20 protein-coding genes are annotated in these 21,522 nt (G+C 70.0%); 6 read left to right on the forward strand and 14 right to left on the reverse strand.

Going from position 1 to position 21,522, the window contains the following annotated elements:
- Positions 1 to 131: 131 nt before the first annotated feature.
- The gene (locus tag AB0B72_RS07825) at positions 132 to 881 is read left to right on the forward strand and encodes an SDR family NAD(P)-dependent oxidoreductase (protein ID WP_367737713.1); all 750 of its coding nucleotides are present in this window, start codon (positions 132 to 134) and stop codon (positions 879 to 881) included.
- Between the two features lie 98 nt (positions 882 to 979).
- A complete protein-coding gene (locus AB0B72_RS07830; RefSeq protein WP_367737715.1) occupies positions 980 to 1,324 on the forward strand; it encodes a DUF1801 domain-containing protein in 345 nt (114 codons plus the stop codon).
- 84 nt (positions 1,325 to 1,408) lie between these two features.
- Here the strand turns inward: AB0B72_RS07830 and sigJ are convergent, their stop codons facing one another.
- The 4 genes from sigJ to AB0B72_RS07850 all read right to left on the reverse strand — a co-directional run bounded on the left by sigJ (position 1,409) and on the right by AB0B72_RS07850 (position 4,839).
- A complete protein-coding gene (gene sigJ, locus AB0B72_RS07835) occupies positions 1,409 to 2,341 on the reverse strand; it encodes an RNA polymerase sigma factor SigJ (RefSeq protein WP_367737716.1) in 933 nt (310 codons plus the stop codon).
- 98 nt (positions 2,342 to 2,439) lie between these two features.
- Positions 2,440 to 2,826 carry a DoxX family protein gene (locus AB0B72_RS07840; protein WP_367737717.1) on the reverse strand — a complete coding sequence of 129 codons (387 nt, stop codon included), beginning with the start codon at positions 2,824 to 2,826 and terminating at the stop codon, positions 2,440 to 2,442.
- Positions 2,827 to 2,833: 7 nt separating this feature from the next.
- Positions 2,834 to 3,697 (reverse strand): NAD(P)H-binding protein, encoded by an 864-nt coding sequence (locus tag AB0B72_RS07845; protein ID WP_367737719.1) that lies wholly within the window; start codon positions 3,695 to 3,697, stop codon positions 2,834 to 2,836.
- Between the two features lie 266 nt (positions 3,698 to 3,963).
- Entirely contained in the window at positions 3,964 to 4,839 is an 876-nt protein-coding gene (locus AB0B72_RS07850) for an RNA polymerase sigma-70 factor (protein WP_367738053.1), read from the reverse strand.
- A gap of 230 nt (positions 4,840 to 5,069) precedes the next feature.
- Here AB0B72_RS07850 and AB0B72_RS07855 point away from each other — a divergent pair, with 230 nt between their 5' ends.
- The 4 genes from AB0B72_RS07855 (at position 5,070) to AB0B72_RS07870 (ending at position 9,279) form a co-directional block, all read left to right on the forward strand.
- A complete protein-coding gene (locus tag AB0B72_RS07855; protein ID WP_367737721.1) occupies positions 5,070 to 5,552 on the forward strand; it encodes a carboxymuconolactone decarboxylase family protein in 483 nt (160 codons plus the stop codon).
- A gap of 106 nt (positions 5,553 to 5,658) precedes the next feature.
- Positions 5,659 to 6,144 carry a carboxymuconolactone decarboxylase family protein gene (locus tag AB0B72_RS07860; protein WP_367737722.1) on the forward strand — a complete coding sequence of 162 codons (486 nt, stop codon included), beginning with the start codon at positions 5,659 to 5,661 and terminating at the stop codon, positions 6,142 to 6,144.
- 475 nt (positions 6,145 to 6,619) lie between these two features.
- A complete protein-coding gene (locus tag AB0B72_RS07865) occupies positions 6,620 to 7,375 on the forward strand; it encodes an ABC transporter ATP-binding protein (protein WP_367737724.1) in 756 nt (251 codons plus the stop codon).
- Entirely contained in the window at positions 7,360 to 9,279 is a 1,920-nt protein-coding gene (locus AB0B72_RS07870; protein WP_367737726.1) for a hypothetical protein, read from the forward strand. Before AB0B72_RS07865 ends, AB0B72_RS07870 begins: the two co-directional genes overlap by 16 nt.
- 164 nt (positions 9,280 to 9,443) lie before the next feature.
- Here AB0B72_RS07870 and AB0B72_RS07875 read toward each other — a convergent pair whose 3' ends face one another.
- From AB0B72_RS07875 to AB0B72_RS07920, 10 genes are read right to left on the reverse strand one after another with little or no spacing between them, the layout of a single operon-like run.
- The gene (locus AB0B72_RS07875) at positions 9,444 to 9,803 is read right to left on the reverse strand and encodes a cupin domain-containing protein (protein ID WP_367737728.1); all 360 of its coding nucleotides are present in this window, start codon (positions 9,801 to 9,803) and stop codon (positions 9,444 to 9,446) included.
- A gap of 35 nt (positions 9,804 to 9,838) precedes the next feature.
- On the reverse strand, positions 9,839 to 10,804 hold the full coding sequence (gene speB, locus AB0B72_RS07880) for an agmatinase (RefSeq protein ID WP_367737730.1): 966 nt from the start codon (positions 10,802 to 10,804) through the stop codon (positions 9,839 to 9,841).
- A gap of 58 nt (positions 10,805 to 10,862) precedes the next feature.
- Positions 10,863 to 12,467, reverse strand: coding sequence for a N,N-dimethylformamidase beta subunit family domain-containing protein (locus AB0B72_RS07885; RefSeq protein WP_367737731.1), 1,605 nt, complete (start codon positions 12,465 to 12,467; stop codon positions 10,863 to 10,865).
- A gap of 5 nt (positions 12,468 to 12,472) precedes the next feature.
- Complete coding sequence (locus AB0B72_RS07890) at positions 12,473 to 13,168, reverse strand: TetR/AcrR family transcriptional regulator (protein ID WP_367737733.1); 696 nt, start codon at positions 13,166 to 13,168, stop codon at positions 12,473 to 12,475.
- The gene (locus tag AB0B72_RS07895) at positions 13,155 to 15,380 is read right to left on the reverse strand and encodes a N,N-dimethylformamidase beta subunit family domain-containing protein (RefSeq protein WP_367737735.1); all 2,226 of its coding nucleotides are present in this window, start codon (positions 15,378 to 15,380) and stop codon (positions 13,155 to 13,157) included. The genes AB0B72_RS07890 and AB0B72_RS07895 overlap by 14 nt, the downstream gene beginning before the upstream one ends.
- Complete coding sequence (locus tag AB0B72_RS07900; protein WP_367737737.1) at positions 15,377 to 15,748, reverse strand: hypothetical protein; 372 nt, start codon at positions 15,746 to 15,748, stop codon at positions 15,377 to 15,379. The genes AB0B72_RS07895 and AB0B72_RS07900 overlap by 4 nt, the downstream gene beginning before the upstream one ends.
- Positions 15,749 to 15,760: 12 nt before the next feature.
- Positions 15,761 to 17,575: a peptide ABC transporter substrate-binding protein gene (locus tag AB0B72_RS07905; protein WP_367737739.1), complete on the reverse strand. Its 1,815-nt coding sequence runs from the start codon at positions 17,573 to 17,575 to the stop codon at positions 15,761 to 15,763.
- A gap of 28 nt (positions 17,576 to 17,603) precedes the next feature.
- Complete coding sequence (locus tag AB0B72_RS07910; RefSeq protein WP_367737741.1) at positions 17,604 to 19,628, reverse strand: dipeptide ABC transporter ATP-binding protein; 2,025 nt, start codon at positions 19,626 to 19,628, stop codon at positions 17,604 to 17,606.
- A 5-nt stretch (positions 19,629 to 19,633) separates the two neighbouring features.
- Positions 19,634 to 20,551, reverse strand: a complete 918-nt coding sequence (locus AB0B72_RS07915; protein ID WP_367737743.1) for an ABC transporter permease — start codon at positions 20,549 to 20,551, stop codon at positions 19,634 to 19,636.
- 19 nt (positions 20,552 to 20,570) lie between these two features.
- Positions 20,571 to 21,518, reverse strand: coding sequence for an ABC transporter permease (locus AB0B72_RS07920; protein WP_367737745.1), 948 nt, complete (start codon positions 21,516 to 21,518; stop codon positions 20,571 to 20,573).
- Between the last annotated feature and the right edge of the window lie 4 nt (positions 21,519 to 21,522).

Consider the following 21,522-nt stretch of genomic DNA (forward strand, 5'->3'; position numbering starts at 1 on the left):
GGTCTACTGTGCGCCGTTCCCGACGCCGCCCATCCTGATCAGCGGATCTGTCAGAGCAGTCGTGGGACCGATGCCCGCTGTGCCGTACCGTCCCTAGGTTCGAGCCATCGAACCGACGAACGGAGACGCACATGCTTCTGGAGAACAAGACCGCGGTGATCTATGGGGGCGGCGGGGCCATCGGCGGCGCGATGGCACGGGGCTTCGCCGCTGAGGGAGCGCGGGTCTTCCTCGCCGGCCGCACCCCCGGCAAGCTCGACACCGTGGCCGCGGACATCCGCCGCCAGGGCGGCCTGGCCGAGACGGCGATCGTGGACGCCCTGGACGAGAGCGCCGTCAACGGCTGGGTCGACTCCATCGCGGCACAGACCGGCAGCATCGATGTCTCGGTCAACGTCATCTCCCAGGACGCGCTGTTCGTGCCGCTGCTCGAGATGCCCGTCGCCGACTTCGGCCACGCGATGGACAAGGTGGCGCGCTCTTTTCTGCTTACCGCACAGGCCGCCGCACGGCACATGGTCAAGCAGGGCTCGGGAGTCATCTTGCACTTCGGCGGCTCAGATCCGGCCAACTCCTCGCCCGGCCTGGGAACCGTACAGGTCGGCTGCGACCTGATCGAGGCCATGCGCCGCCAGTGGGCCTGCGAGCTCGGCCCGCACTCCGTACGCGTGGTCTCGATGCGTACCGGTGGGATCCCCGATTCCCTGCCCGACCTTCCCGAGATGGCGCCTTACAAGCAGAAGATGGTGGATGCGACGCTGCTCAAGCGGGCCGCGACCCTGGACGATGTCGGCCGAGTCGCCGCGTTCTTGGCGTCGGAGCACGCCAGGAGCATGACCTCCACGCAGGTGAACATCTCCTGCGGAGCCCTCGTCGACTGACTCAACAGGAGCCGGCGGGCGTGGATGAGCGTGAACGCGATGCCTCCCCTGTAGGGACCTGCGCGAAGAACCTGCGGAAGCGACACTTGGAGAACAGCATGAACGACGACGTCACCCAGTACATCAACAAGGCCGCGCCCTGGCAGATCGGCGTCTGCGAGAAACTACGCGCGATGGTTCACGAGACCGTTCCCACGATCGAAGAACGACTGCAATACGGCAAGCCGCATTTCCTCAAGAACGGCAATTTCGCGGCCGTCATAGCGGTCTCCCGGGACAAGGTGTCATTCATGGTGTTCAACGCCACGGACATCCCTGTGGTCAAGGGCTTCATCCGGGCACTGGGCCAAGGGGAACGCAAGGTCGTCGACATCGAAGAAGGGCGGGATGTCGACTACACGCGCCTCGCTGAAATCCTGGGAAAGACCACGATCGCTTTGTGAGCACCGCGCGAGGCTCAGCCGATGGGATCCTCCATGGCCAGTGGGGGCTTCTCGGGATTCGCCGAGCGGGCAATGGAGAAACTCTCATCGGCTCGTCGTGCCACGCCCTCCAGGAGTTTCGGGACCGCGTTCGGCGGTGTGGTCGGAGATGGATCCGAGCTTGTCGGGGTTGCTGACCACGTAGATTTCTCGCACCTGCTTCCCGCCTGCGTCGAGGTCGAGCACCATCACCGCGAGGGGCGCGTCCTCCTCGAAGATCACCACGGAGGGGTCGCCGTTGACCTGGCGGTACCGGACGTCCACGCCGCCGCGCGCGTTGGCCACGACCACCCGGGCGACCTTGTCGCGGCCCTGAATCGGACGCGGCCCGCCCGCCGCCGACTTGCCGCCGCCGTCGGGCCACAAGACGACGTCGGGTGCGAGCATCTCCATCAGCGCGGGCAGGTCACCGCCGAACGCCGCCTCGACGAAGCGCTCGGTCACCTCCCGGTGCGTACGCCGATCGACCCGGGCACGCGGGCGCCGTGCCTGTACGTGTTCGCGCGCCCGGTGGGCGAGCTGCCGGATCGCGGCCGGGCTGCGGTCCAGCATGGCGGCGATCTCGGTGTGCTGGTAGGCGAACACCTCGTGCAGGACGAACACGGCCCGCTCCAGCGGGGTGAGCGTCTCCAGGATCACCAGCAGTGCGATCGACACCGACTCCGCGCGTACGGCCGGCTCGGCGGCGTCGGGTCCGGTGATCAGCGGTTCCGGCAGCCACGGGCCCAGGTAGGTCTCCTTGCGCCTGCGCAGCGCGCTCTGATGGGCAAGGGCCTGGTTGACCGCGACACGCACCAGGTACGCGCGGTGGTTGTCGATGCCGGCCACATCTCGTGCCGCCCACGCCAGCCAGGTCTCCTGGAGCACGTCCTCGGTGTCGCCGACCGTGCCGAGCATGTTGTAGACGATGGAGAACAACAACTCGCGGTGGGCGGCGAACGCCTCGGAAGCGTCGGCTGCGGGGACTTCGCGCATCATGGAGCTCCTTGCCGGTACGGATACTCCTCAAGAGTCCGTCGAGCACGCGAGTGTGACCTCGGCCGGGGAAACAGCGGGCACGGCTTCAGGCTGCCCGATCAGCGTGTCGCGTGCAGCACGAGGGCGGGATCGAGCGCCAGCGTGGCGACCGCCAGGCCAAGGAACACGATCGCCAGGTAGAACTGGGATGAGAAGTCGCCGACACGCAGATGGGTGTACAGGGCGCAGACGAAGTAGAGGACGAGACCTGCGGCGGCGGCCGTGCCGACGAGGGGTACGCCGAGCAGCCCGAGCGCGAGTCCCAGCGCGCCCAGGGCCTTCAGCGCGCCGATCGGCCAGACCAGCCACGACTCCGGCACGCCGGCTCGGGCGAGCGCGGGGCCGAGGGTACGCATGATCGGCGCCAACCGGGTCATGGCCGCGAATCCGGAGAAGGTGTTGAAGGCGATGGTCACCACAGCGGTGACGATGTAGGCGGCCGGCATCGAAGGCTCATCCGTTCCGGAACGCGGCGATGTGGTCGGCCACCCAGTCGTCGTACGTCCGTGCGGGACGGCCGAGGACCTTGTCGACCTCCCCCGTGGCGGGATGCTGGTCGCGGCCGGCGTAGTGGTCGTACCGGGCCATCAAGGCGCGCACGAACGGTTCGGGCAGGCCGTTGCCGATCAGGTGTGCGGCGACGGCCGGCGGCGGGAGCTCCTCGAAGCGCAGGGGCCTGCCGAGCGTGGCGGCGATCACGGCCACCATCTCCTCGTGCGACAGCGACTCCGGTCCGGTGAGCTCCAGCCGGCGGCCCGCCAGTTCGTCGGTGAGCAGGGCGCGGGCCGCGACCTCGGCCAGATCCCGCTCGTCGAGCGGTGACTCCCGGAAGCCCGCGTGCACGTAGCGTACGACGTCTCCGGCGCGGATCTGGGCGCCCCACGCCTGCAGGGTGTTGCCGGCGAAGCTGCTGGCACGCAGGCTGGTCCAGGTCAGGCCGCTGGCGACGGCCGCTTCCTCGGCCTCCTTGTTCCGGTCTCCCCGCCGGCGGGACGGCTGCAGGTCGAACGGGTCGTCGACGTTCATCGCCGACAGGGCCACCACTTTGCCCACGCCCCGCTCGGCGGCCAGGGCGAGGAGCCGGTCGGCGGAGTCGCCGAAGCTGCGCGGGTGCAGGAAGACGGCCTCGACGCCGGCGAAGTGCCCGGCCGTCGTGCCGGGCCGGGCCGGGTCGCCCTGGACGACCTCCACGCCGTACGGCAGGGCCGCATCGCGCGGAGAGCGGCTCACGGCGCGTACGTGGGCGCCTTCGGCGACGAGCCGCTGGACGACGAGACGCCCGATGACGCCGGTCGCTCCGGTGACGAGAATGGTCATGCCGAGTGCTCCTTGTCGTCGTGGGTCACGCCGTCCCACCCGCTGTACGCGAATGGGAACGGTCACGTCTCCTAAGAGGATCGGCGGGGAGCGAAGTGTGACATCGCGGCGGATCTACCACTTGATCGACCTATGAATACGCCCTTGGCTCCCTGGTCCGGCACCTGGAGCAGCCGCTCTGCATCACATGGTGCGGGCATTTCACCATCTGGCCGACCTTCGCGCTGATTGGCCTGAGCCTTCATACAACGTCAGAAGAAGCCGACTCAGCGGCGCAGGGTGGTCTCCCGCTCGACACGTGACAGCTTCTCGGGGTTGCGCACGGCGTAGAGGCCGGTGATGAGGCCGCCGTCGATGCGCACCGCGATGACGGTGTCGATCTCGCCGCCGAGCCGGAGAACCAGCGCAGGGCAGCCATTGATCTGTGCCGGCTGCAGTGATGCCGCGGCGCCGAACCTGCGCAGGCCAGTGGCCAGGGGGGCCACTCGATCGGCCCCCACGATGGATTGCAGCGCGGCCTCCTTGATTCCGCCACCGTCACCGAGGAAGACGACGTCCGGCGCGAGGATGTCGAGCATGCTTTGCAGATCGCCCGTTGCGATCGCCTGCTGGAATGCCTCAAGCGCGTTGCGGGTCTCGGTTGCGGAAACGTCCCCGCGTGGTCGCCGTGCGGCGACGTGTGCCCGTGCCCGGTGGGCGATCTGGCGGACCGCGGCGGGGCTCTTGCCGACGGCTTGGGCGATCTCGTCGTAGGGCAGGTCGAACACCTCGCGCAGTACGAACACCGCGCGCTCGGTCGGCGTGAGCGTTTCCAGCACCAGGAGCATGGCCATCGAGACGCTGTCGGCCAGCCCGACATCCTCGGCCACATCGGGCGTGGTCAGCAGCGGCTCGGGCAACCAGGGGCCGACGTAGGACTCCTTGCGGCGGCCGAGCGTACGCAGACGGCTCAGCGCCTGGCGGGTGGTGATCCGGACCAGGTAGGCACGCGGCTCTCGCACGGCGCCCAGATCGACGCCTGTCCACCGCAGCCAGGCCTCCTGCAGGACGTCTTCGGCGTCGGCGGCCGAACCGAGCATCTCGTAGGCGACGGTGAACAGCAGGTTGCGGTGGGCCATGAACGCCTCGGTAGCCGAGTCCATCCTGCCGCCGTCAGCGAATGGCACGGCTGTGTCCACGGTCGGCTCGCTGCGTTCGCTCATTGCCGGCTCCTCTGCCTGTTCGCCCTCGATCGTGCCACGCGCACAAGACGCCGGTCCCCGCCGCTGTGTGACACCCGCGCTCGGTGGCGTAGGTCACATGGCCGTGATGTCACAAGCGTCGGGTCGTCGGCATCTGTTGTTCGACCGGTTACAACTGCAAGGAGCGCACGATGACTGCTCGTTTGAACCTGTTCGTCAACCCGGCCTCGACCGCAGCCAAGGCCGCGGGGCACTTCGGCTTGGCGAGCAAGACGATCCTCCAGGAGTCGACGCTGCCGGCCGCGACCCAGAAGCTGGTGCTGCTGCGCGCCAGTCAGATCAACGGCGACGGTTATGCCACCGACGTGTGGAGCAAGAACGCCGCGCATGCCGGAGAAGACTCGACCCGCGTCAACCTGGTGGCGGCCTGGCGGGAGTCCACGGTGTTCACCGACGCTGAGCGTGCCGCCCTGGAACTCACCGAGCAGGGCACCCGCATCGCCGGCGCGGCCGGTGGCGTCACCGACGAGGTCTGGGCGAACGCCGCCAAGCATTACGACGAGGACCAGCTGTCCGATCTCGTGATACTCATCGCCCTCATCAACGCCACGAACCGCATGAGCGTCATCGTCGGCCGGCGCGGCGGCGACTACCAGCCCGGCCACCTCGGATAACCGGAGGCAGCCGGCTTCTCCAGTTCGTGAAGACGCCGCTCCAGTTCGTAAGACGCCGCGCGAATGATCCGCGCGGTGCCCACCCCACCATAGTGAGGACCACGTCATGGAACCCCGTTTCGACCTGCTGGCCAACGAGCTCGGCGCCAGGATCGCCAAGCGGATCTACAACGTCGCCCTGGCGATCGTCCAGTCGCCGCTGCCCGAGGCCACCCAGAACCTGGTGATGCTGCGCGCCAGCCAGATCAACGGCTGCGGCTTCTGCGTCGACTACCACACCAAGGACGCCACCGCTGCCGGAGAGGACTCGACCCGGCTGAACCTGGTCGCCGCCTGGCGCGAGTCGACGGTGTTCACCGACGCCGAGCGCGCGGCGCTGGCGCTCACCGATGAGGGCACCCGGATCGCCGACGCCCACCAAGGCGTGTCGGATGAGGCCTGGGCGAAGGTGCGCGAGCACTACGACGACGACCAGATCGCCGCGCTGGTCTCCCTGATCGCCATGATCAACGCCAACAACCGCCTCAACGTGATCGTGCGCAACCCCGGCGGCTCCTACCAGCCCGGCCAGTTCGCCGGCATGGCCAGTTGACACCCGCGACTGCTGCTCGACCAGGCCGGCCGCCTTTCGGTTGCGGGATGGGCGGATCTAGTCGACCACGTCGTCGACGTCGGCAGGATCTGCTCAACCAGCTGCCTCGGAGGTTCGGCGCCGCCGTCGGCTGAGTTCGCGGATGTGGCTGGAAGGGGTGTGACGGCCGGTGTGGTACCGCACCGGCCCAGTCCCTGGGGCCGGCGGTGTCCGGCCACAGACCTCCGGCCCGTATAAAGGTCAGTACTCTGTCGCGCGGTTCCGCACGCGCGAACCGTCGCGCGATCCGCTGACGCGACTCCAGAAGCCCTCACCGACCACGCTTCAAGGGCTACATCCGTCACAGGACAGAAATAATCACCAACCCGGCGAAGTTATGCGAGTGCCGTTGCAGCACTAAGACAGCAGACAATTCGCACGCCTTCGTGATACATCTTCATGATCAGTGCAAATCCTGTCGCAAAGAGGAGCGCTCGTGCCTCCCGCACTTGAGCTGAACGGTCTGTGCAAACATTTCGGGGGCAAGGCCGCCGTCGACGGGCTCACCCTCACTGTCCCCCAAGGATCGTTCTTCGGCCTGGTCGGCCCCAACGGTGCGGGCAAGACCACGTCGATCTCGATGGCCGTCGGGCTGCTCCGCCCCGACGGGGGCAGCGCCCGGATCTTCGGCATCGACGTCTGGGCCGACCCGATCCGCTCCCGCGCCCGGGTCGGCGTGCTCCCTGACGGCCTGGCGCTGCCGGAACAGCTCACCGGCCGCGAACTGCTGACCTATCTCGGCCGGCTGCGCGGGCTCGACCAGGCCACGGCCGCGCTCAGGGCCGCCGAGCTGCTGGACATCCTCGACCTGGTGGCCGCCGAACGCACCCTGGTCATCGACTACTCCACCGGCATGCGCAAGAAGATCGGCCTGGCCACCGCTCTGCTGCACGGTCCGCGCCTGCTGGTCCTGGACGAGCCGTTCGAGGCGGTGGACCCGGTCTCGGCGCTCACCATCCGCGGCATGCTCCGGCACTTCGTCGCGGGCGGCGGCTCCGTGGTGCTCTCCAGCCACGTCATGGCCCTGGTGGAGCAGCTCTGCGACCACGTCGCCGTGATCGACAAGGGCCGGGTGGCGATCTCCGGGCCGCTGGCCGACATCCAGGCCGGCGGCAGCCTGGAGGACCGCTTCGTCGAGCTGGTCGGAGCCGATCTCCAAGCCGGGAGAGCGCCCTCGTGGCTGGCGTCCTGACCACGAGCGGCGTCCTGATCCAGATGAAGGTGCGCATGATCGCGCACTCGATGAACGGGACGCGGGCCAGCGGCATGATCCTGGGCGGCCTGGCCGGGCTGGTACTCGCGGCAGGCACGATCATCCTCGCCGGTTCCGGCGTGGTCGCGCCCGCCCTGCGGGCGGATCTGACCGCGGCCGTCTTCGCGGTCTGGTTGTTCGGCTGGCTGCTCGGGCCCATCTACACCGGCGGCGGCGACGAGAGCCTGCGTCCCGAACAGTTCGCGCTGGTGCCGTGGCATCCGGCCAAGCTCGCCATCGGGCTGCTCTGCACCGCCTTCGCCGGCGTGCCGCCGCTGATCAGCCTGGTCGCCTTCAGCGCGCTGGCCGTGCACGCCGCCGGGTTCGGACTTGCCGCCCTGGCCGTGTCGATACCGGCCGTCGTGCTCCAGCTGGTGCTGGTCATCGTGCTGTCCCGGCTCATGATCGCCCTGCTGGGCCGCGCCATCCGGTCCCGTGCCAGCGCGATCCTGGCCGCCCTGGTGAACTCGTTCATGAACGCGGTGCTGAACCAGTCCTGGGTGCTGATCTGGGCGGCCATCGAGCTCGACCTGCTCAACCAGGGCCTGCCGCCGGCCGTGTCCACGGTGGTGCGGGCGCTGCCGTCCGGGTGGGGCCTGGTCGCCGTGGAAGCTGCGGGCCGCGGCGCCTGGCCGCTGGTCGCGGCGGCGCTGGCCGGGTTGCTGGTGCTGATCGCGGTCGCCCTGCTCGGCTGGTCGCGGATGCTGGTCCGCCGCACCACCAGCCGGCCGCTCCGGCCGGCGCGCCCGCTCGCGTCGCCGCTGCCGGCCGAGGGCACGGTCAGCGCGGTAGCCGCGAAGGAACTGCTCACCTGGTCGCGTGACCTGATGCGCACCCACCTGCTCTACTTCTCGATCTTCTTCGGCGTGCTGTACACGGCGGCTCCGCTGATCATCGGCTGGCCGGGCATGCTGCCGTACGCCGGGACGCTGGTGGTGGTGATGGCCGCCGCGACCTCCGCCAACCTGTTCGGGCTGGACGGTACCTCGCTCTGGCTGAGCCTCGTCCACCCGGGCGTCGAACGCGACGAGGTGCGCGGGCGGCAGATCGCATGGCTGATCAAGGTCGCTCCGGTGGCGATCGTCCTCACCGTGGCCGGTCTGGTCCTCGGCGGGGAGGCCTGGACGTGGCCGTGGGCCTTGGCGCTGCTCGCCGCAACCCTGGGCGGCGGTGCGGGCCTGATCGTGCTGGTGTCGGTCTACCTGCTGGTTCCGGTGCCGGAGCCAAGCAAGCGCGGCGGCAATCCGCTGGAGGCGGGCAACATCTTCGGTCTCGTACTGCTGATGTTGCTGCTCACCCCGGTGACCGCCCTGCCGGCGGTGGGGGTGGCCGTGCTCGGCCAGGCGCTCGGTCTCCCCGTCGTGCTGTGGGCGGCCGTGCCCGTCGGGGGCGTGACCGGGGCGCTGCTCGCCGGGTGGTTCGGGCGGCTGGCATACCGGCGGTTGCGGGCCCAGGGGCCCGAACTGCTGAGCCGAATGCGCGGCGGCGCCGGCGAACCGGGAGTCCGGCCGGCGTACGGGCAGCGGGTGAAACTCCCGCCGCGCACCAACGCCCTGGTGACCTTCCTGTGGATCTTCTGCTGGATTCCGCTGTTCCCACAGGGCCTGGTCCCGCTTTATATGATCTTCACGGACAGCCCGAGCAAGCTCTGGTTCCTGGCGCTGCACGTGCCGTCGCCGTATCAGATCCCCATCGCGGTGGCGATGAGCGTCCTCGGCTTCGCCATGCTCTACTTCGGGACGGTCATTCCCCGCCGGTACGAACGACTTCAGGGAACCCGGGATCAGGCGTCCGGCAATGGAGCAGATGCCGATCGAGGAGCGCGGCCACATACGCACGCGTGATCTCTGGCTCTGGATGTCATCACATGGCAGGTAAGAAATGGGGCGTAAGTTTCGCAAGGGAGCTTCACCGTGAAGCCCGAAACGACGAGCGCACAGCGGTGGGGGAGGAGTGGCAGGACTGGGACGGCAGCCCGATCGACTCGCGGCAGGACTGGGACCGCCGATCACTCCACCGCGATGAAGTACTTCGACGCGGCTTCGAGCGTCAGCCAGTCGCCCACGAAGCCCTTCGGCACGACGAAGCCGTCGCCGGCGCCGAACTCCAGCCGCCCGCCCGCCTGGTCCACCACCGCGACCCGGCCGGTGAGGATGGAGCAGATCTCCGTGTAGGGCCACGGATCCAGCCGCACGCTGCCCGGCTCACCGGTCCAGTAGCCTGCCCGCACCGATGCCGCAGTGGTCTCGAGGCCGGTGAACTCCGCCTCGGTCCACGACGGCGACGATGCGGCGTAGTCGCTCAGCGGTGGCACGTAAGGGGCACGGCCGGCCGCGCCGAGCACCGTTACAGCGGAGATGTCCATCATGTCCTCCAGATCGAAGTCGGCGGGATGAGAGAGGGTCAGGACGGCCGGGCGCCCAGTGCCAGCAGCGACACCAGCTCGTAGGCGACGTTCGCGGCCGCGAGGCCGGTGATCTCGGCGTGGTCGTAGGACGGTGAGACCTCGACGACGTCGGCGCCGACGATGTCCAGGCCGGCCAGCCCGCGCATCATCACGAGCAGTTCGCGGGAGCTGAGTCCGCCGATCTCCGGCGTACCGGTGCCGGGGGCGTGCGCGGGATCCAGCACGTCGATGTCGATCGACACGTAGACGGGCCCGCCGTCGAGGCGCGCGCGGACGTCCTGTGACACCGCCGCGGCGCCCCGCGCCTCGATGTCGTCGGTCGTGAAGACCCGGAAGCCGAGCTCGGCGTCCCGGACCAGATCGAGCGGGCTGTACAGCGGGCCGCGGATTCCCACGTGCGCGCAGCGCGTCTCGTCGAGCAGTCCTTCCTCGGCGGCGCGGCGGAACGGGGTGCCATGCGTGTACGGCTCCCCGAAGTAGGTCTCCCACGTGTCCAGATGGGCGTCGAAGTGCAGGACCGCGATGGTCCCGTGCCGCCGCGACAGGGCGCGGAGGACCGGCAGCGTGATCGTGTGGTCGCCGCCCAGCGTCACCACCTTGGTGCCGCGGTCCAGCAGCTCGCTCACCGCCGAGTCGACGGACTCGATCGCCGCCCCGATGTCGAAGGGATTGCAGACCACGTCGCCCGCGTCCACGACCTGCTGCTCGGCGAACGGCTCCACGCGCAGCGCGGGATTGTACGGGCGCAGCAGCCGCGACGACTGCCGGATGTGCCCCGGCCCGAAACGCGCGCCGGGGCGGTAACTGACCCCGCTGTCGAAAGGCACGCCGAGCAGCGCGACGTCGGCGTGCGGCACCTGGTCGAGGCGCGGCAGCCGGGCGAAGGTCGCCTCGCCGCCGTAACGCGGTACCGCCGACGCGTCGACCGGGCCGATCGGCGCGCGTTCAGGTTGCTTGGGCATCGTGACGGATTCCTTCGATCGCGTGGGACGGGGACGGCGGCATGGGGTGTCGCATGCGCTATCCGCCCAGCCGGTCGAGTGCGTTGCGAGTGATCTTCTCGGTGAAGAAGTCGCGGGCGACGAGGCCGTTGACCCACTCGGTGGTCCCGGTGTTGACGACCGTGCCCCCGTTGCGGGTGAACACGGCCATCATGCCGGAGCCGTACTGCCAGTCGGGGGCGTCGTCGCCGGTGGGCCGGCCGGTCAGCTCGCGCAGGCCCTGGCTCTCTCCCGGGCCGCCGCTGCCCAGCGGCACCGTGCCCGCCCAGCGGTCCTCCTCCGACGCCACAGCCGGGCACATGGCGAGGATCTCCAGGTTCTCCGGCGCGCCGTCCTCGAAGGTCGGATAGGGCAGCCCGCGCCGGAAGGTGTACTCCACGGAGTCGAGCTCGAAGGCGGCGATGCCGATCGGCGCGGCGCCGATGACGTCGCCGTAGTACAGGTCGGTCCCCTCGAACAGCCAGTGGCCGGGACGGTAGACGGTGTACCCGCCGGAGGCGCGCGGCGCCGCGCAGCCGTAGCGAACATATACGCCGGACGAACCGGTCAGCCCCATCGACTCCGCGGCCGGGCGGCCGATCGGCGGGTAGTCCCAGGCGGTGCTGACCAGGTGCGCGTCGTCGGTGCCCGTCACCGGGTCGGCGGCGGGATCGCGGTAGCAGATCTGCGTGCCGCCGTCGTCGGTGATGCGCACCTGCCAGAAGAAGTTGCCGCCGAATCGCGCGATGTTGCCGCCGCCGTCGACGAACCGGTCCACGGCGTCCCGCATCCGCCACGACCAGTACTCGTCATGGCCGACGACGATCGCGCAGCTGTGCCCGGCGAGCACGCCGGGATCGGCGTCGAGGTCGTGCTGGGTGAGATAGTCCAGCTCGTAGCCGGCCTCCTCGGCCCACACCACGAACGGACGCTCATAGGTCGCCCAGAACGCGTCGGCGTGATGGCGGGAGTACCCGTTGAACCTCGCCCACTCGTATGCCTCGTACCGCGGCTTCCAGAAGGGCGGCGGCGTGAACATGTTCGACTCACGCGGCGCGCCCGGCGGCTTGCGCAGCATGCCCCGTGCGATCGGCCGCCGCGCGGAGACCTCGGGGACGCCGATGTCGTTGCGCGGATCGTCACCGATGCCGCGGTACTGGTTCGCGCCGCCCCAATCGTTGTACGCCATCATCGTGCTGGTCGAAAGGACCAGCACCAGAGGCCGCTTGGGCCCGTCGGCGTCCGGCTTGACGACGAAGAAGTGCTCACGCTCGAACACCGTGCCGTCGGCGCGGGTGACCCGTACGAGCACGAGGTAGAAGCCGCTCGGCCACGAGGCGTCCACCTCGAAGGTGGCCAGCACCGGCCAATCGCATCCGGTGGTGTAGCAGTCCCGCGCGGTCGGGGTGTGCTTCCCGGCGACCTCCTGGAGCAGCAGCATCGAGCGGGGCCGGGCGCCGTCTCTGACGATCTCGACCTCGAAGCTCTCGGCGGTCGTCGAGGCGTGCAGCCGTACCTGGTCTCCTCGGTGGTAGCTGAACCGGTCGGTGTAGCACCACACCTCGGCGTGGGCGGGGTCGTCGTTCGGGAACTCCGACGGCCAGCCGGTGGGGGACCAGGCGTATTCGGGCCGAAGCTGGGTCATCGCACTTACTTCCTGTTCTCGGTCGAGGGATCGCTCGGCGCGGCCTGGCGCAGGACGCGCCGGGCGATCTCCGAGGCGCCCCGCTGGCAGGCGTCGAGCTCTTCCGGTTGCACCAGGTACATCCGGGTGAGTAATCGGCTGGCCTGCCAGGCCTTTCTTTCGGGGCGCTGCCGGGCCACCCCGCCGTGGATCCGGATGATCGCGATGGTCCCTCCGGTCAGTGTCCACTGGGCGAACTCCGGCTCGACCGGGACGAACTCGCGTTCTTCGACGGCGCTGCGCACCAGGTGGCGGATACCGCGGTGCAGTTCGTCGAGCTCGGCGCGCCACCGCCCGAAGTCGCCGAGCAGCACGTCGTCCGCGTGCAGCCCGAGCAGGTTGTACGGGCAGCTCAGGATGTGCCGGGCGTCCAGGAACAGGTGGGCCATGAGCCGCTGCGCCGGTGAGCCCTCGGTGCGGACGAGTTCCTTCAGGTTGCGCGCCGTGGCTTCGATGCTGACGCGCAGGAGGTTGTCGAGGATCTCCTGTTTGGAACTGAAATGGTGGAACAACGACGGCTGCTGCACGCCCACGGCCGCGGCGATCTCCCGCGTCGTCGTGGCGGCGTACCCCTTTTCGGCGAACAGATTGGCGGCCTCACGGAGGATCCGGTGCCGGGTCTCGCTCTGCTCCTCCGCGCGGGCGGACTCACTCCTGGCCATCTGCGGCCACCCCCGCGAACGCCTCGGGGTCGAGGAACCGGTCGATGACGTTGCGGGTGATCGTCGAGATGTCGTTGCGGTAGCCGTTGTGCGACAGGGCGCCGCACCAGGCCATCGACCCGGCGGAGAAGACGCAGCCGGCCCCCTTGAACAGCAGCACCACGTCGCCGTGGTAGTCCGGCTTGCTCGCGCCGAACAGTGGCGGCACGAGCGAGTGGTCGCGGCTCGAGCCGAGCACCACGTGACCCGGCGCCGGGGCGTGCCCGGCGGCGTTGTCCCACTCCTGGCCGATCGCCCCTCCGCCGAGAGCCCCGTAGTCGCCGATCACCTCGGAGCCGACGCCCGCGAACACGAACTCCGCGGCGGGAGTGCGGGACCGGTCGTCACGCACGATCGGATAGGAGCGGTCGAAGCCCATGGTGGCCGACTCGACGCCGACGGCGGCCATCGCGCTCCGCCCGATCGCGCCGAGCCTGCCACCGCGCAGTCCGTCGGTGGAGTTGTACGACTCGGTGCGCTGCGTCTCCTCGTCACGCTCCCACAGGTCGACACGGCGGTTCTCCATCACCCACGGTCGCCGGGGGTCGAAGTTGACGTTCATGAAGAAGCCGTTCCCTCCCAGGTAGAGCAGCCGGCCACCGTCCAGCGCGTAGCCGTCGAAGGCGTCGAAGATCCGCGCGGACATGTACTCGGGATGGGTCCCGGTGAGCACCACCGGGTATCGGGCCAGCAGGTCCGCGCCCTCGCGGTGCACATCCTCGTCGGTGACGACGTCGAACCGATAGCCCTCGTGCTCCAGCCAGTCGACGAGGTACAGGTCGCAGGTGTAGCCCTCGGCGCGCACGTGCCCGGGACGCATGTTCAGGTTCGGCCGCAACCGCGAGACGTAGCACACGTCGGTGCCGTCGAGATGGCAGTCGTAGCTGGACAGGCCGAGCTCTGGGTGCGTGAGCAGGTACTGCTCCTCGGGACCGAGCTCGACCAGCCGGTCCTGCACGGCTTCCTGGATGGGGCTCTCCCACCAGAAGCGGGAGTTGCCGTAGGCGCCGTACGTCGCGGTCGGGGCGACCAGCAGCACGGGCGCCCGCCGCGAGGTCGCGGCCGGCCGGACGAAGAACGGCACGAACTCCTCGTCCTGCCCGCTCGACAGCCGCGCGGCGTAGAACCCGCTGGGCGTGCCGGGCGGCACGGTGACGGTGAAGTCCACCGGCCAGCGGCAGTCCTCGATCGCGTCGGCGAGGAAGTGCACGGCGGCGTACTCGTCAGGGGCCTGCCGCCAGTCGGTCGTGCCCGGCTGCCAGTGCACCCCGCGAACCGCGCGCTGGGGCAGGTTGTGCAGAGTGCCGTGGAGCCCGGACGGGCCGGCGTCACGGATGTCCCAGGACGAGATCTCCTCGGCGAAGTCCCACGCGGCGATGAGGTCGCCCGCGTCGCGCAGCACCGCGCGGTCCCCGAGCAGCAGCTCCTCGGCGCGCGCCATACCGGGCTCCCGGGCCAGCAGCGGGCGCTCCAGGCGCCCGGTGAAGGGGTGCCGGGGGGCCGTCCCGCCGCCGAGCTCCGCGCCGAACACGACGGTCCACGCGCCGCCCGCGCCGGGCCCGGTTCCGCCGGGCGGCCCCGGGGAGGCCGGGGCGAGGGGGGCCTCGGCGGTGGTGCGTTCGGCCGAATCGACAGCGCCGTAGGCGAGCCGCACGCGACCCGCCCGCCGGTCGACCACCGCGACGAGCACGTGCCAGCGCGACACCGTCAGCGGGGTCTCGCCGCGCACGACCTGCCGCCCGTCGACGTGCACCGCAGGGCGCAGCCGCTCGTCCAGCAGCAGCGTGACCGACGCGCCGCCGGCCTTCTCGGCGGCCTTCTCGGCGGCGAGGAGCACCTGCCGCCGCCCGGCGGCGAGCGTGGGCAGCGCCAGGACCGCCGGTGTCAGCACCTCCTGATCGAGGGCGTCGCCGGCCGGCGCGACGCCGTACGACCCGGCCACGGTGGTGCGGGTGTGCCCCGGGAAGACGCCGACAGGCAGGACCGGGGTGTAGCGCAGGCCGACGGCGCCCGCGCGAGGGTCGCCGCTGCGCATGCGCACGATCGTCGCGTCGTAGGCGTCGAGCGGCGACTCGCAGCTCACATGGAACGCGACGGTCTCCCCGGGCAGCACGCTGATCTCGTCGCCGTACCCGACGATCCGCTTGGCGCCGACCGGACCGGCGGCGGTCATCGCACGGCCTCGGCGTCGGCGTCGGTGGCGCCGGTGGGGTCGCCGCCGAGCGCGGCCCAGCGCAGCCGGAAGGCGAAGCGCTCGGCGTCGGCCCGGCTGCCGAACACGGCGCCCGGCAGCGGCCGGGCCGGCTCACCGCGCCTTCCGGGCGCTTCGGCGAGAGCCCACGGGCCGTCCGGGTCGTTGACCAGCAGGACCAGCCGGGGGACGTCGGTGCTGGTGCGCAGCAGGCCCAGGAGCAGGGCGAGGTCGTCACCGTGCCAGGCGTGAGGATCGGCCTCGAACTCCGCCACGAGGTCGGTCCTGGCCGGGTCGACCCGCGTGGGCAGCGCGTACCGGCCGGTGCCCACCCGTTCAATCAGTTCCATCGTCGGTCCCCTTCAGCGGGAGAAGTACCAGTTCTCGGGGTCGAGGTTGAGCAGCGGGCTCTGGCTCACCCCGCCCAGATCGGACTTGATCACCGAGACCTGGTTGTCGGCGTTGGGGAGCCAGATCACCGGGAGCTGCCGGGCGAGGTAGTCCTCGTACGTCAGGAACGCCTGGCCGCCGGAGGACGTCTGTACCGCCTTGATGTTGGCGTCGTTGACCGGGTCGCTGTAGCCGCCGGCGTTGACCCCCGCCCCGGTGGCGAAGATGGACTCACCGCTCGGGTAGGGCGAGCTCCAGATCCACGACGGCGACCCCCATTGGGCGAGCTGCCACGTGCAGTGGGCGCCGGAGCAGGCGCTCGCGTTGGACACCACCTCGCTCGCGGACGCCTGTCCGAGGTCGAGGACCACCCCGATCCGCGACAGGGCCGACTTGTAGGCCTTCATCTCCTGATCGAGGTACTGCACGCCGTTGATGTACTGGAGGCTGAAGCGCAGCGGGGCGCCGGCGGCGATCCCGGCACCGCACTGCCCGGCACCGGTCCCCGGCCTGGCACACGTGCTCACACCGTCCGGCGTGACCGTCCAGCCGTGGTCGCTCAGCAGCTTCGCGGCGCCGGCGGGGTCGTAGGGGTAGACGCCGCTCTTCACCAGAGGGCTCAGGAAGGCGCTCGCCGGCTGCGCGGGCACGGGCCCGTTGGTCACCGTGCCGGTGTCCTTGAGGAACGTCCGCACGTAGCCGGGCTGGTCGACGAGCTTCTGCAGCGCCTGACGTACGTAGAGCTGCTTGAGGATCGCCCCGTTCTCGGCGTTGTTGAAGTTGAGCACGATGTAGGAGATCGACCAGGACGGCCACGCCCGCACCGTGTACCCGAGCGCCTCCAGGGCCTTCGTCTGGCTGATGTCCGACAGCGGCAGATACCCGTAGGTGAGGCCGCCGGAGCGCAGCACGTTGAACTCGGCGGCGTCGGAGGTGAACGGCTGCATCACGAACTTGTCGATCCGCGGCTTGTTCGTCCCGCCGTACCTGGGGTTCGGCACCAGCTCGGCGTACCCGTCGGGGCGGAACTTCGAGAGCTGCCAGGCGCCGTCCACGACCTTCCACAGCGGGTTGGCCGCGTAGCCCGCGAGGTCTCTGGACTGCGCGTCGAGGAACTTGTACACCGCCTTGGCGCCGGCCGTCGTGGTGTCGTGGTCCCCGACCGCGCCGCCCGCCGACGTCCTGTCCCACACGTGCTGCGGCACCGGGTAGATCTGGGAGAGCTGCGTCTGCGAGAACCACGTCCGCGAGTACGCCTTGTCCAGGGTCAGGCGGACGGTGTGGTCGTCAGGGGTGCTGACCTCGGTCACGTTGCGCGGGAAGCTGCCCGGGATGGCCAGCGCCCACGAGTCGATGTTCGCCCGCAGCAGGTTGATCCAGAACACGACGTCCCGGGCCGTGACCGGGGTTCCGTCCGACCAGCTCGCCTTCCGCAGGTGGATGGTGACCTCCTTGTCGCCGGCGGAGTAGACGGGCGGGTCGGCGAGGGAGCGCGCGTCGTCGAGTTCGACGCCGCCCTTGTTCCCGTACGTATACAGCGGGGGGTACATCAGGCCCTGGAACTGGATGTTGGTCGGGAGATCGTACGCGAGCGACACCAGCGGGAAGATGTAGTTGACCGGGCCGGACGCCTGGTTCTCCGCGAACGTGACCGTCCCCCCGGTGACCGGCGTCCCGGCCGCCTTGGCCGGGATGGCGGGCGCGGGCCCTCCGGTGCAGCTCGCCAGGGTCCATACGGCCGCAAGGGTGAGGACGATGCCGAGCCGGTGCCTTCGTCGGTGCCGCATGGGGATGTCTCCCTTGATTTCACGCATGTCAGCGGGGGGTCAGCGGGAAGTGGCAGGCCACGCGCCGCGCGTCCGGCCCGAGCTGGGCCAGCGGCGGCTCGGTGGTGGCGCAGATGTCCACGGCGATGGGACACCGGGTGCGGAACCGGCAGCCGCTCGGCGGGTTGGTCGCGCTGGCGATCTCCCCGTGCAGGACGTTCGCACGCCTGGTCCGCTCGATCGGCGGATCAGCGACCGGCACGGTGTCGATCAGCGCCTTGGTGTACGGGTGGGCGGGGCTCTCATAGACGGTCGCCGCGGGGCCGACCTCGACCAGCTTGCCGAGGTACATCACGCCGATGACGTCGGAGATGTAGCGGACCACCGACAGGTCGTGGGAGATCACCACGTAGCTGATGCCCGCGTCGCGCTGGAGGTCGCGCATCAGGTTCAGGATCTGCGCCTGGATGGACACGTCCAGCGCGGACACCGGCTCGTCGGCCACCACCAGCTCGGGCCGCAGCGCGAGCGCGCGGGCCAGCCCGAGCCGCTGCCGCTGCCCGCCGGAGAACTCGTGCGGATAGCGCCGCGCCGCCGCCCGCGCCATGCCGACCTGGTCCAGCAGTTCCTCGACCCGCGCCTGCCGTGCCGCGCGATCCGCGGAACGCTGGACGCGCATCGGCTCGGCGAGCACCGATCCCGCCCGCATCCGGGGGTCCATCGCCGCCGCCGAGTCCTGGAACATGAACTGGATCCCGCGCAGCTTGCGCTTGCGCTCCGCCCCGCGCAGCCCGGCGAGGTCGTCACCGTGGTACAGCACCTGCCCGGACGTCGGCCGCTCCAGACCGGCCAGGATCCGGCCGATCGTGGTCTTTCCACAGCCGGACTCGCCCACCAGCCCGAACGTCTCACCCGCCCGGATGCTCAGGCTGACCCCGGCGACGGCGCTGACCGTTCCCACCTGGCGTTGCAGCACGCCCCGGTTCAGCGGGAACTCCTTGTACAGGTCGACGAGCTCCACCACGACCGGCGCTGCCCGCTCGGAGACCGGCGGCGGGGCCACCGCGCGCCCGGCCGACGCGCCCGGAGCGGCGGCGACGTGCTCGATCGGGACGAAGCAGTGGTAGACGTGACCGGTTCCCTCGACGGACGCCGGTGGATACTCCGCGCGGCATCGATCGGTCACGTGGGCGCAGCGCGGGGCGAACGGGCACGCGGTGATCGGCGCGGACAGGTCCGGCGGCTGCCCCGGGATGCTGCGCAACGGCTCCCCGGCGTTCACGGCCCGCTCGGGCAGCGCCTCGAACAGGGCGGTGGTGTACGGATGGCGTTCCCGCCCGTAGAGCTCGTCGGTGGTGGCCGTCTCCACGACCCGCCCGGCGTACATGACCGCGACCCGGTCCGCGTACCCGGCCACGACGCCGAGGTCGTGGGTGACCAGGATCACGCCCATGTCCAGCTCGCGCCGCAGCCGGTCGATGACCCCGAGGATCTGCTTCTGGATCGTCACGTCCAGTGCCGTCGTCGGCTCGTCGGCGATGAGCAGCTTCGGCTCGCAGGCCAGCGCGATCGCGATCATGACGCGCTGCCGCATGCCGCCGGAGAGGTGATGCGGGTAGTCGTGGATCCGCCGCGCCGCCGCCGGCAGGCCGACCTGGTCGAGCACCTCGACCGCCCTGAGGACCGCCTGCTTCTTGGAGACCGGCCGGTGCAGCCGTACCGCCTCGGCGACCTGGTCACCGATGGTCATGGTCGGGTTGAGCGAGGAGAGCGGGTCCTGGAAGACCATGCCGACCTCCGCGCCCCGGACGTGACGCAGCGCCTTGTCCTCCATCGGGACGAGGTCGCGGCCGTCCAGCAGGATCCGTCCCTCCGCGACCCGCCCGCCGTGGGGGAGCAGGCGCATCACCGACAGGGCGGTCAGCGTCTTGCCGCTGCCGGACTCACCCACGATGCCGAGCACCTCACCGCGGTCGACGTGCAGGTCGACGCCGTTGACGGCGTGCACCGTCACGTCGCCGGAGCGGATGTGGGTGTGCAGGTTCTCGACGCGCAGCAACGGGTTCGCCGTCATTCCGCTCAGCCCCTTACCGTCCGCAGCCGGGACTCGAACGAGTCGCGTACGGCGTCGCCGATGAAGTTGAAGGCCACCACCGTGAGCACGATCGCCACGCCGGGCGGATAGATCAGCCACCAGTAGCCGGAGTAGCTGTAGTTGACGCCGTCGGAGAGCATCCCGCCCCAGTCGGCCTCCGGGGGCGGCACGCCCAGCCCGAGGTAACTCATCGCGGCGATCGCGAGGATCGCGTCGGCGATCTGGAAGGTCACGTTCACGGCGATGGTGCCGATCGCGTTCGGCAGCACGTGCTGGAACAGGTTGTACAGGCCGCCGCCGCCCATGCCGCGCGCGGCCTGCACGTACTCCCTGACCTTGAGGGTGAGTGTCTCCCCGCGGATGAGCCGGGCCGGGATCAGCCAGGACACCATCGCGATCACGATGATGAGCACGGGCTTGGACGGCCGGAAGATCGTGGCCATCAGCAGCAGGAAGAACAGCGTCGGGATGGAGAGCAGCACGTCGGTGACGCGCATCATCAGGCCGTCGAGCAGTCCCCCGGCGTACCCGGCGATCGCCCCCCACACGCTGCCGAACAGGGTGGCGATGACGGCCGCGGCGAGGCCGACCTCAAGTGACGTCTGTCCGCCCACCATCAGCCGGCCGAGCTCGTCGTAGCCCACGCTGTCGGTGCCGAGCGGATGCCCTGAGCCCGGCGCCATCGTCACCTGGTCGAGATTCGTGTGCACCTGGTCGGTGTGGTAGACCAGCGGCCCGGCGAAGGAGAACACGACGATCAGCACGACCAGCGCGAGGCCGACGACCGCCAGCCTGTTCTGCACGAAGACCTTCAGCGCCGACCGGAACGGCGATTCGTGCGCGCCTCGCGAGGCGGCCGGAACCCCGGGTGGTGGCGGTGTCTGCGCCTCGATGAGGGTCATCTGTCTCTCCTCGTGCGGTTCATCGCGCTGCGCGGATGCGGGGGTCGACGACCGCGTACAGCAGGTCGGCGAGCAGCGACCCGAGCGCGGTGGCCACGCCGACCACCACGGTGGTGCCGAGCAGGATGGGGTAGTCCTGGGTCTGCGCCGCGTTCCAGAACAGCAGGCCCATGCCGGGATAGTTGAAGACCGATTCGACGACCAGCGCGCCGCTCACCACGACCGGGAGGGTCAGGCCGATCATTGTGATGATCGGCAGCAGCGAGTTGCGGAGCACATGGCGGAGCACCACGATCGTCGTAGAGGCGCCCTTGGCGCGTGCGGTGCGCACGTGGTCCTGGGTGAGCGTCTCGATCGCCGACGAGCGCGTGTACCGGGTGAACAGCGCCACCGTGACCAGCGTCAGGGTGAGCACCGGCAGCACCAGCCCGCTCGGGTGGGCGAGCACGTCACCGAAGCCGCCCTGGGGGGCCTGCGGCGGGAACATCCCGAGGTCGATCGAGAAGAAGATCACCAGCAGGATCGACAGCCAGAACAGCGGCATCGAGTAGAAGACGAACGCGACGCCGGTGACGGTGTAGTCGGTGAGCCGGTTGCGCCGCACCGCCTGGAGCAGGCCGAGCGGCACGGCGACCACGAGGGCGATCAGGTTCGCGGCGCCGACGAGCAGGAGCGTCTTCGGCAGCCGGTCGGCGATCAGGCTCGACACGGTCTGGTTCTGCTTGTAGGAGTAGCCGACGTCCCCGGTGACCAGGTGTGTCAGCCACACCCAGTACTGCGCCACGAGCGGCTTGTCGTAGCCGTTCGCGTGGTCGAACGCCATGATCGCGGCAGGTGTGGCGCGCGGTCCGAGGATCGCGCGCGCCGGACCGCCCGGCAGCAGCCGGGTGAAGACGAACACCACGATCGTCACACCGAGGACGACGAGCACGCTCTGCCCGAGGCGCCGGAGGGTGAACTTGGTCACGTCG

This window comes from Microbispora sp. NPDC049125, assembly GCF_040802045.1.
Lineage (GTDB): Bacteria > Actinomycetota > Actinomycetes > Streptosporangiales > Streptosporangiaceae > Microbispora.

Excerpts from the sequence above, each read along its gene's own strand:
- AB0B72_RS07845 (WP_367737719.1), bottom strand. The coding sequence starts at position 3,697 with ATGACCATTCTCGTCACCGGAGCGACCGGCGTCATCGGGCGTCTCGTC.
- AB0B72_RS07915 (WP_367737743.1), bottom strand. The coding sequence starts at position 20,551 with ATGACCCTCATCGAGGCGCAGACACCGCCACCACCCGGGGTTCCGGCC.
- AB0B72_RS07890 (WP_367737733.1), bottom strand. The coding sequence starts at position 13,168 with ATGGCCAGGAGTGAGTCCGCCCGCGCGGAGGAGCAGAGCGAGACCCGG.
- speB (WP_367737730.1), bottom strand. The coding sequence starts at position 10,804 with ATGCCCAAGCAACCTGAACGCGCGCCGATCGGCCCGGTCGACGCGTCG.
- AB0B72_RS07830 (WP_367737715.1), top strand. The coding sequence starts at position 980 with ATGAACGACGACGTCACCCAGTACATCAACAAGGCCGCGCCCTGGCAG.
- AB0B72_RS07825 (WP_367737713.1), top strand. The coding sequence starts at position 132 with ATGCTTCTGGAGAACAAGACCGCGGTGATCTATGGGGGCGGCGGGGCC.
- AB0B72_RS07885 (WP_367737731.1), bottom strand. The coding sequence starts at position 12,467 with ATGACCCAGCTTCGGCCCGAATACGCCTGGTCCCCCACCGGCTGGCCG.
- AB0B72_RS07905 (WP_367737739.1), bottom strand. The coding sequence starts at position 17,575 with ATGCGGCACCGACGAAGGCACCGGCTCGGCATCGTCCTCACCCTTGCG.
- AB0B72_RS07900 (WP_367737737.1), bottom strand. The coding sequence starts at position 15,748 with ATGGAACTGATTGAACGGGTGGGCACCGGCCGGTACGCGCTGCCCACG.
- AB0B72_RS07875 (WP_367737728.1), bottom strand. The coding sequence starts at position 9,803 with ATGATGGACATCTCCGCTGTAACGGTGCTCGGCGCGGCCGGCCGTGCC.
- AB0B72_RS07850 (WP_367738053.1), bottom strand. The coding sequence starts at position 4,839 with ATGGACTCGGCTACCGAGGCGTTCATGGCCCACCGCAACCTGCTGTTC.
- AB0B72_RS07910 (WP_367737741.1), bottom strand. The coding sequence starts at position 19,628 with ATGACGGCGAACCCGTTGCTGCGCGTCGAGAACCTGCACACCCACATC.
- AB0B72_RS07895 (WP_367737735.1), bottom strand. The coding sequence starts at position 15,380 with ATGACCGCCGCCGGTCCGGTCGGCGCCAAGCGGATCGTCGGGTACGGC.
- AB0B72_RS07855 (WP_367737721.1), top strand. The coding sequence starts at position 5,070 with ATGACTGCTCGTTTGAACCTGTTCGTCAACCCGGCCTCGACCGCAGCC.
- AB0B72_RS07860 (WP_367737722.1), top strand. The coding sequence starts at position 5,659 with ATGGAACCCCGTTTCGACCTGCTGGCCAACGAGCTCGGCGCCAGGATC.
- sigJ (WP_367737716.1), bottom strand. The coding sequence starts at position 2,341 with ATGATGCGCGAAGTCCCCGCAGCCGACGCTTCCGAGGCGTTCGCCGCC.
- AB0B72_RS07840 (WP_367737717.1), bottom strand. The coding sequence starts at position 2,826 with ATGCCGGCCGCCTACATCGTCACCGCTGTGGTGACCATCGCCTTCAAC.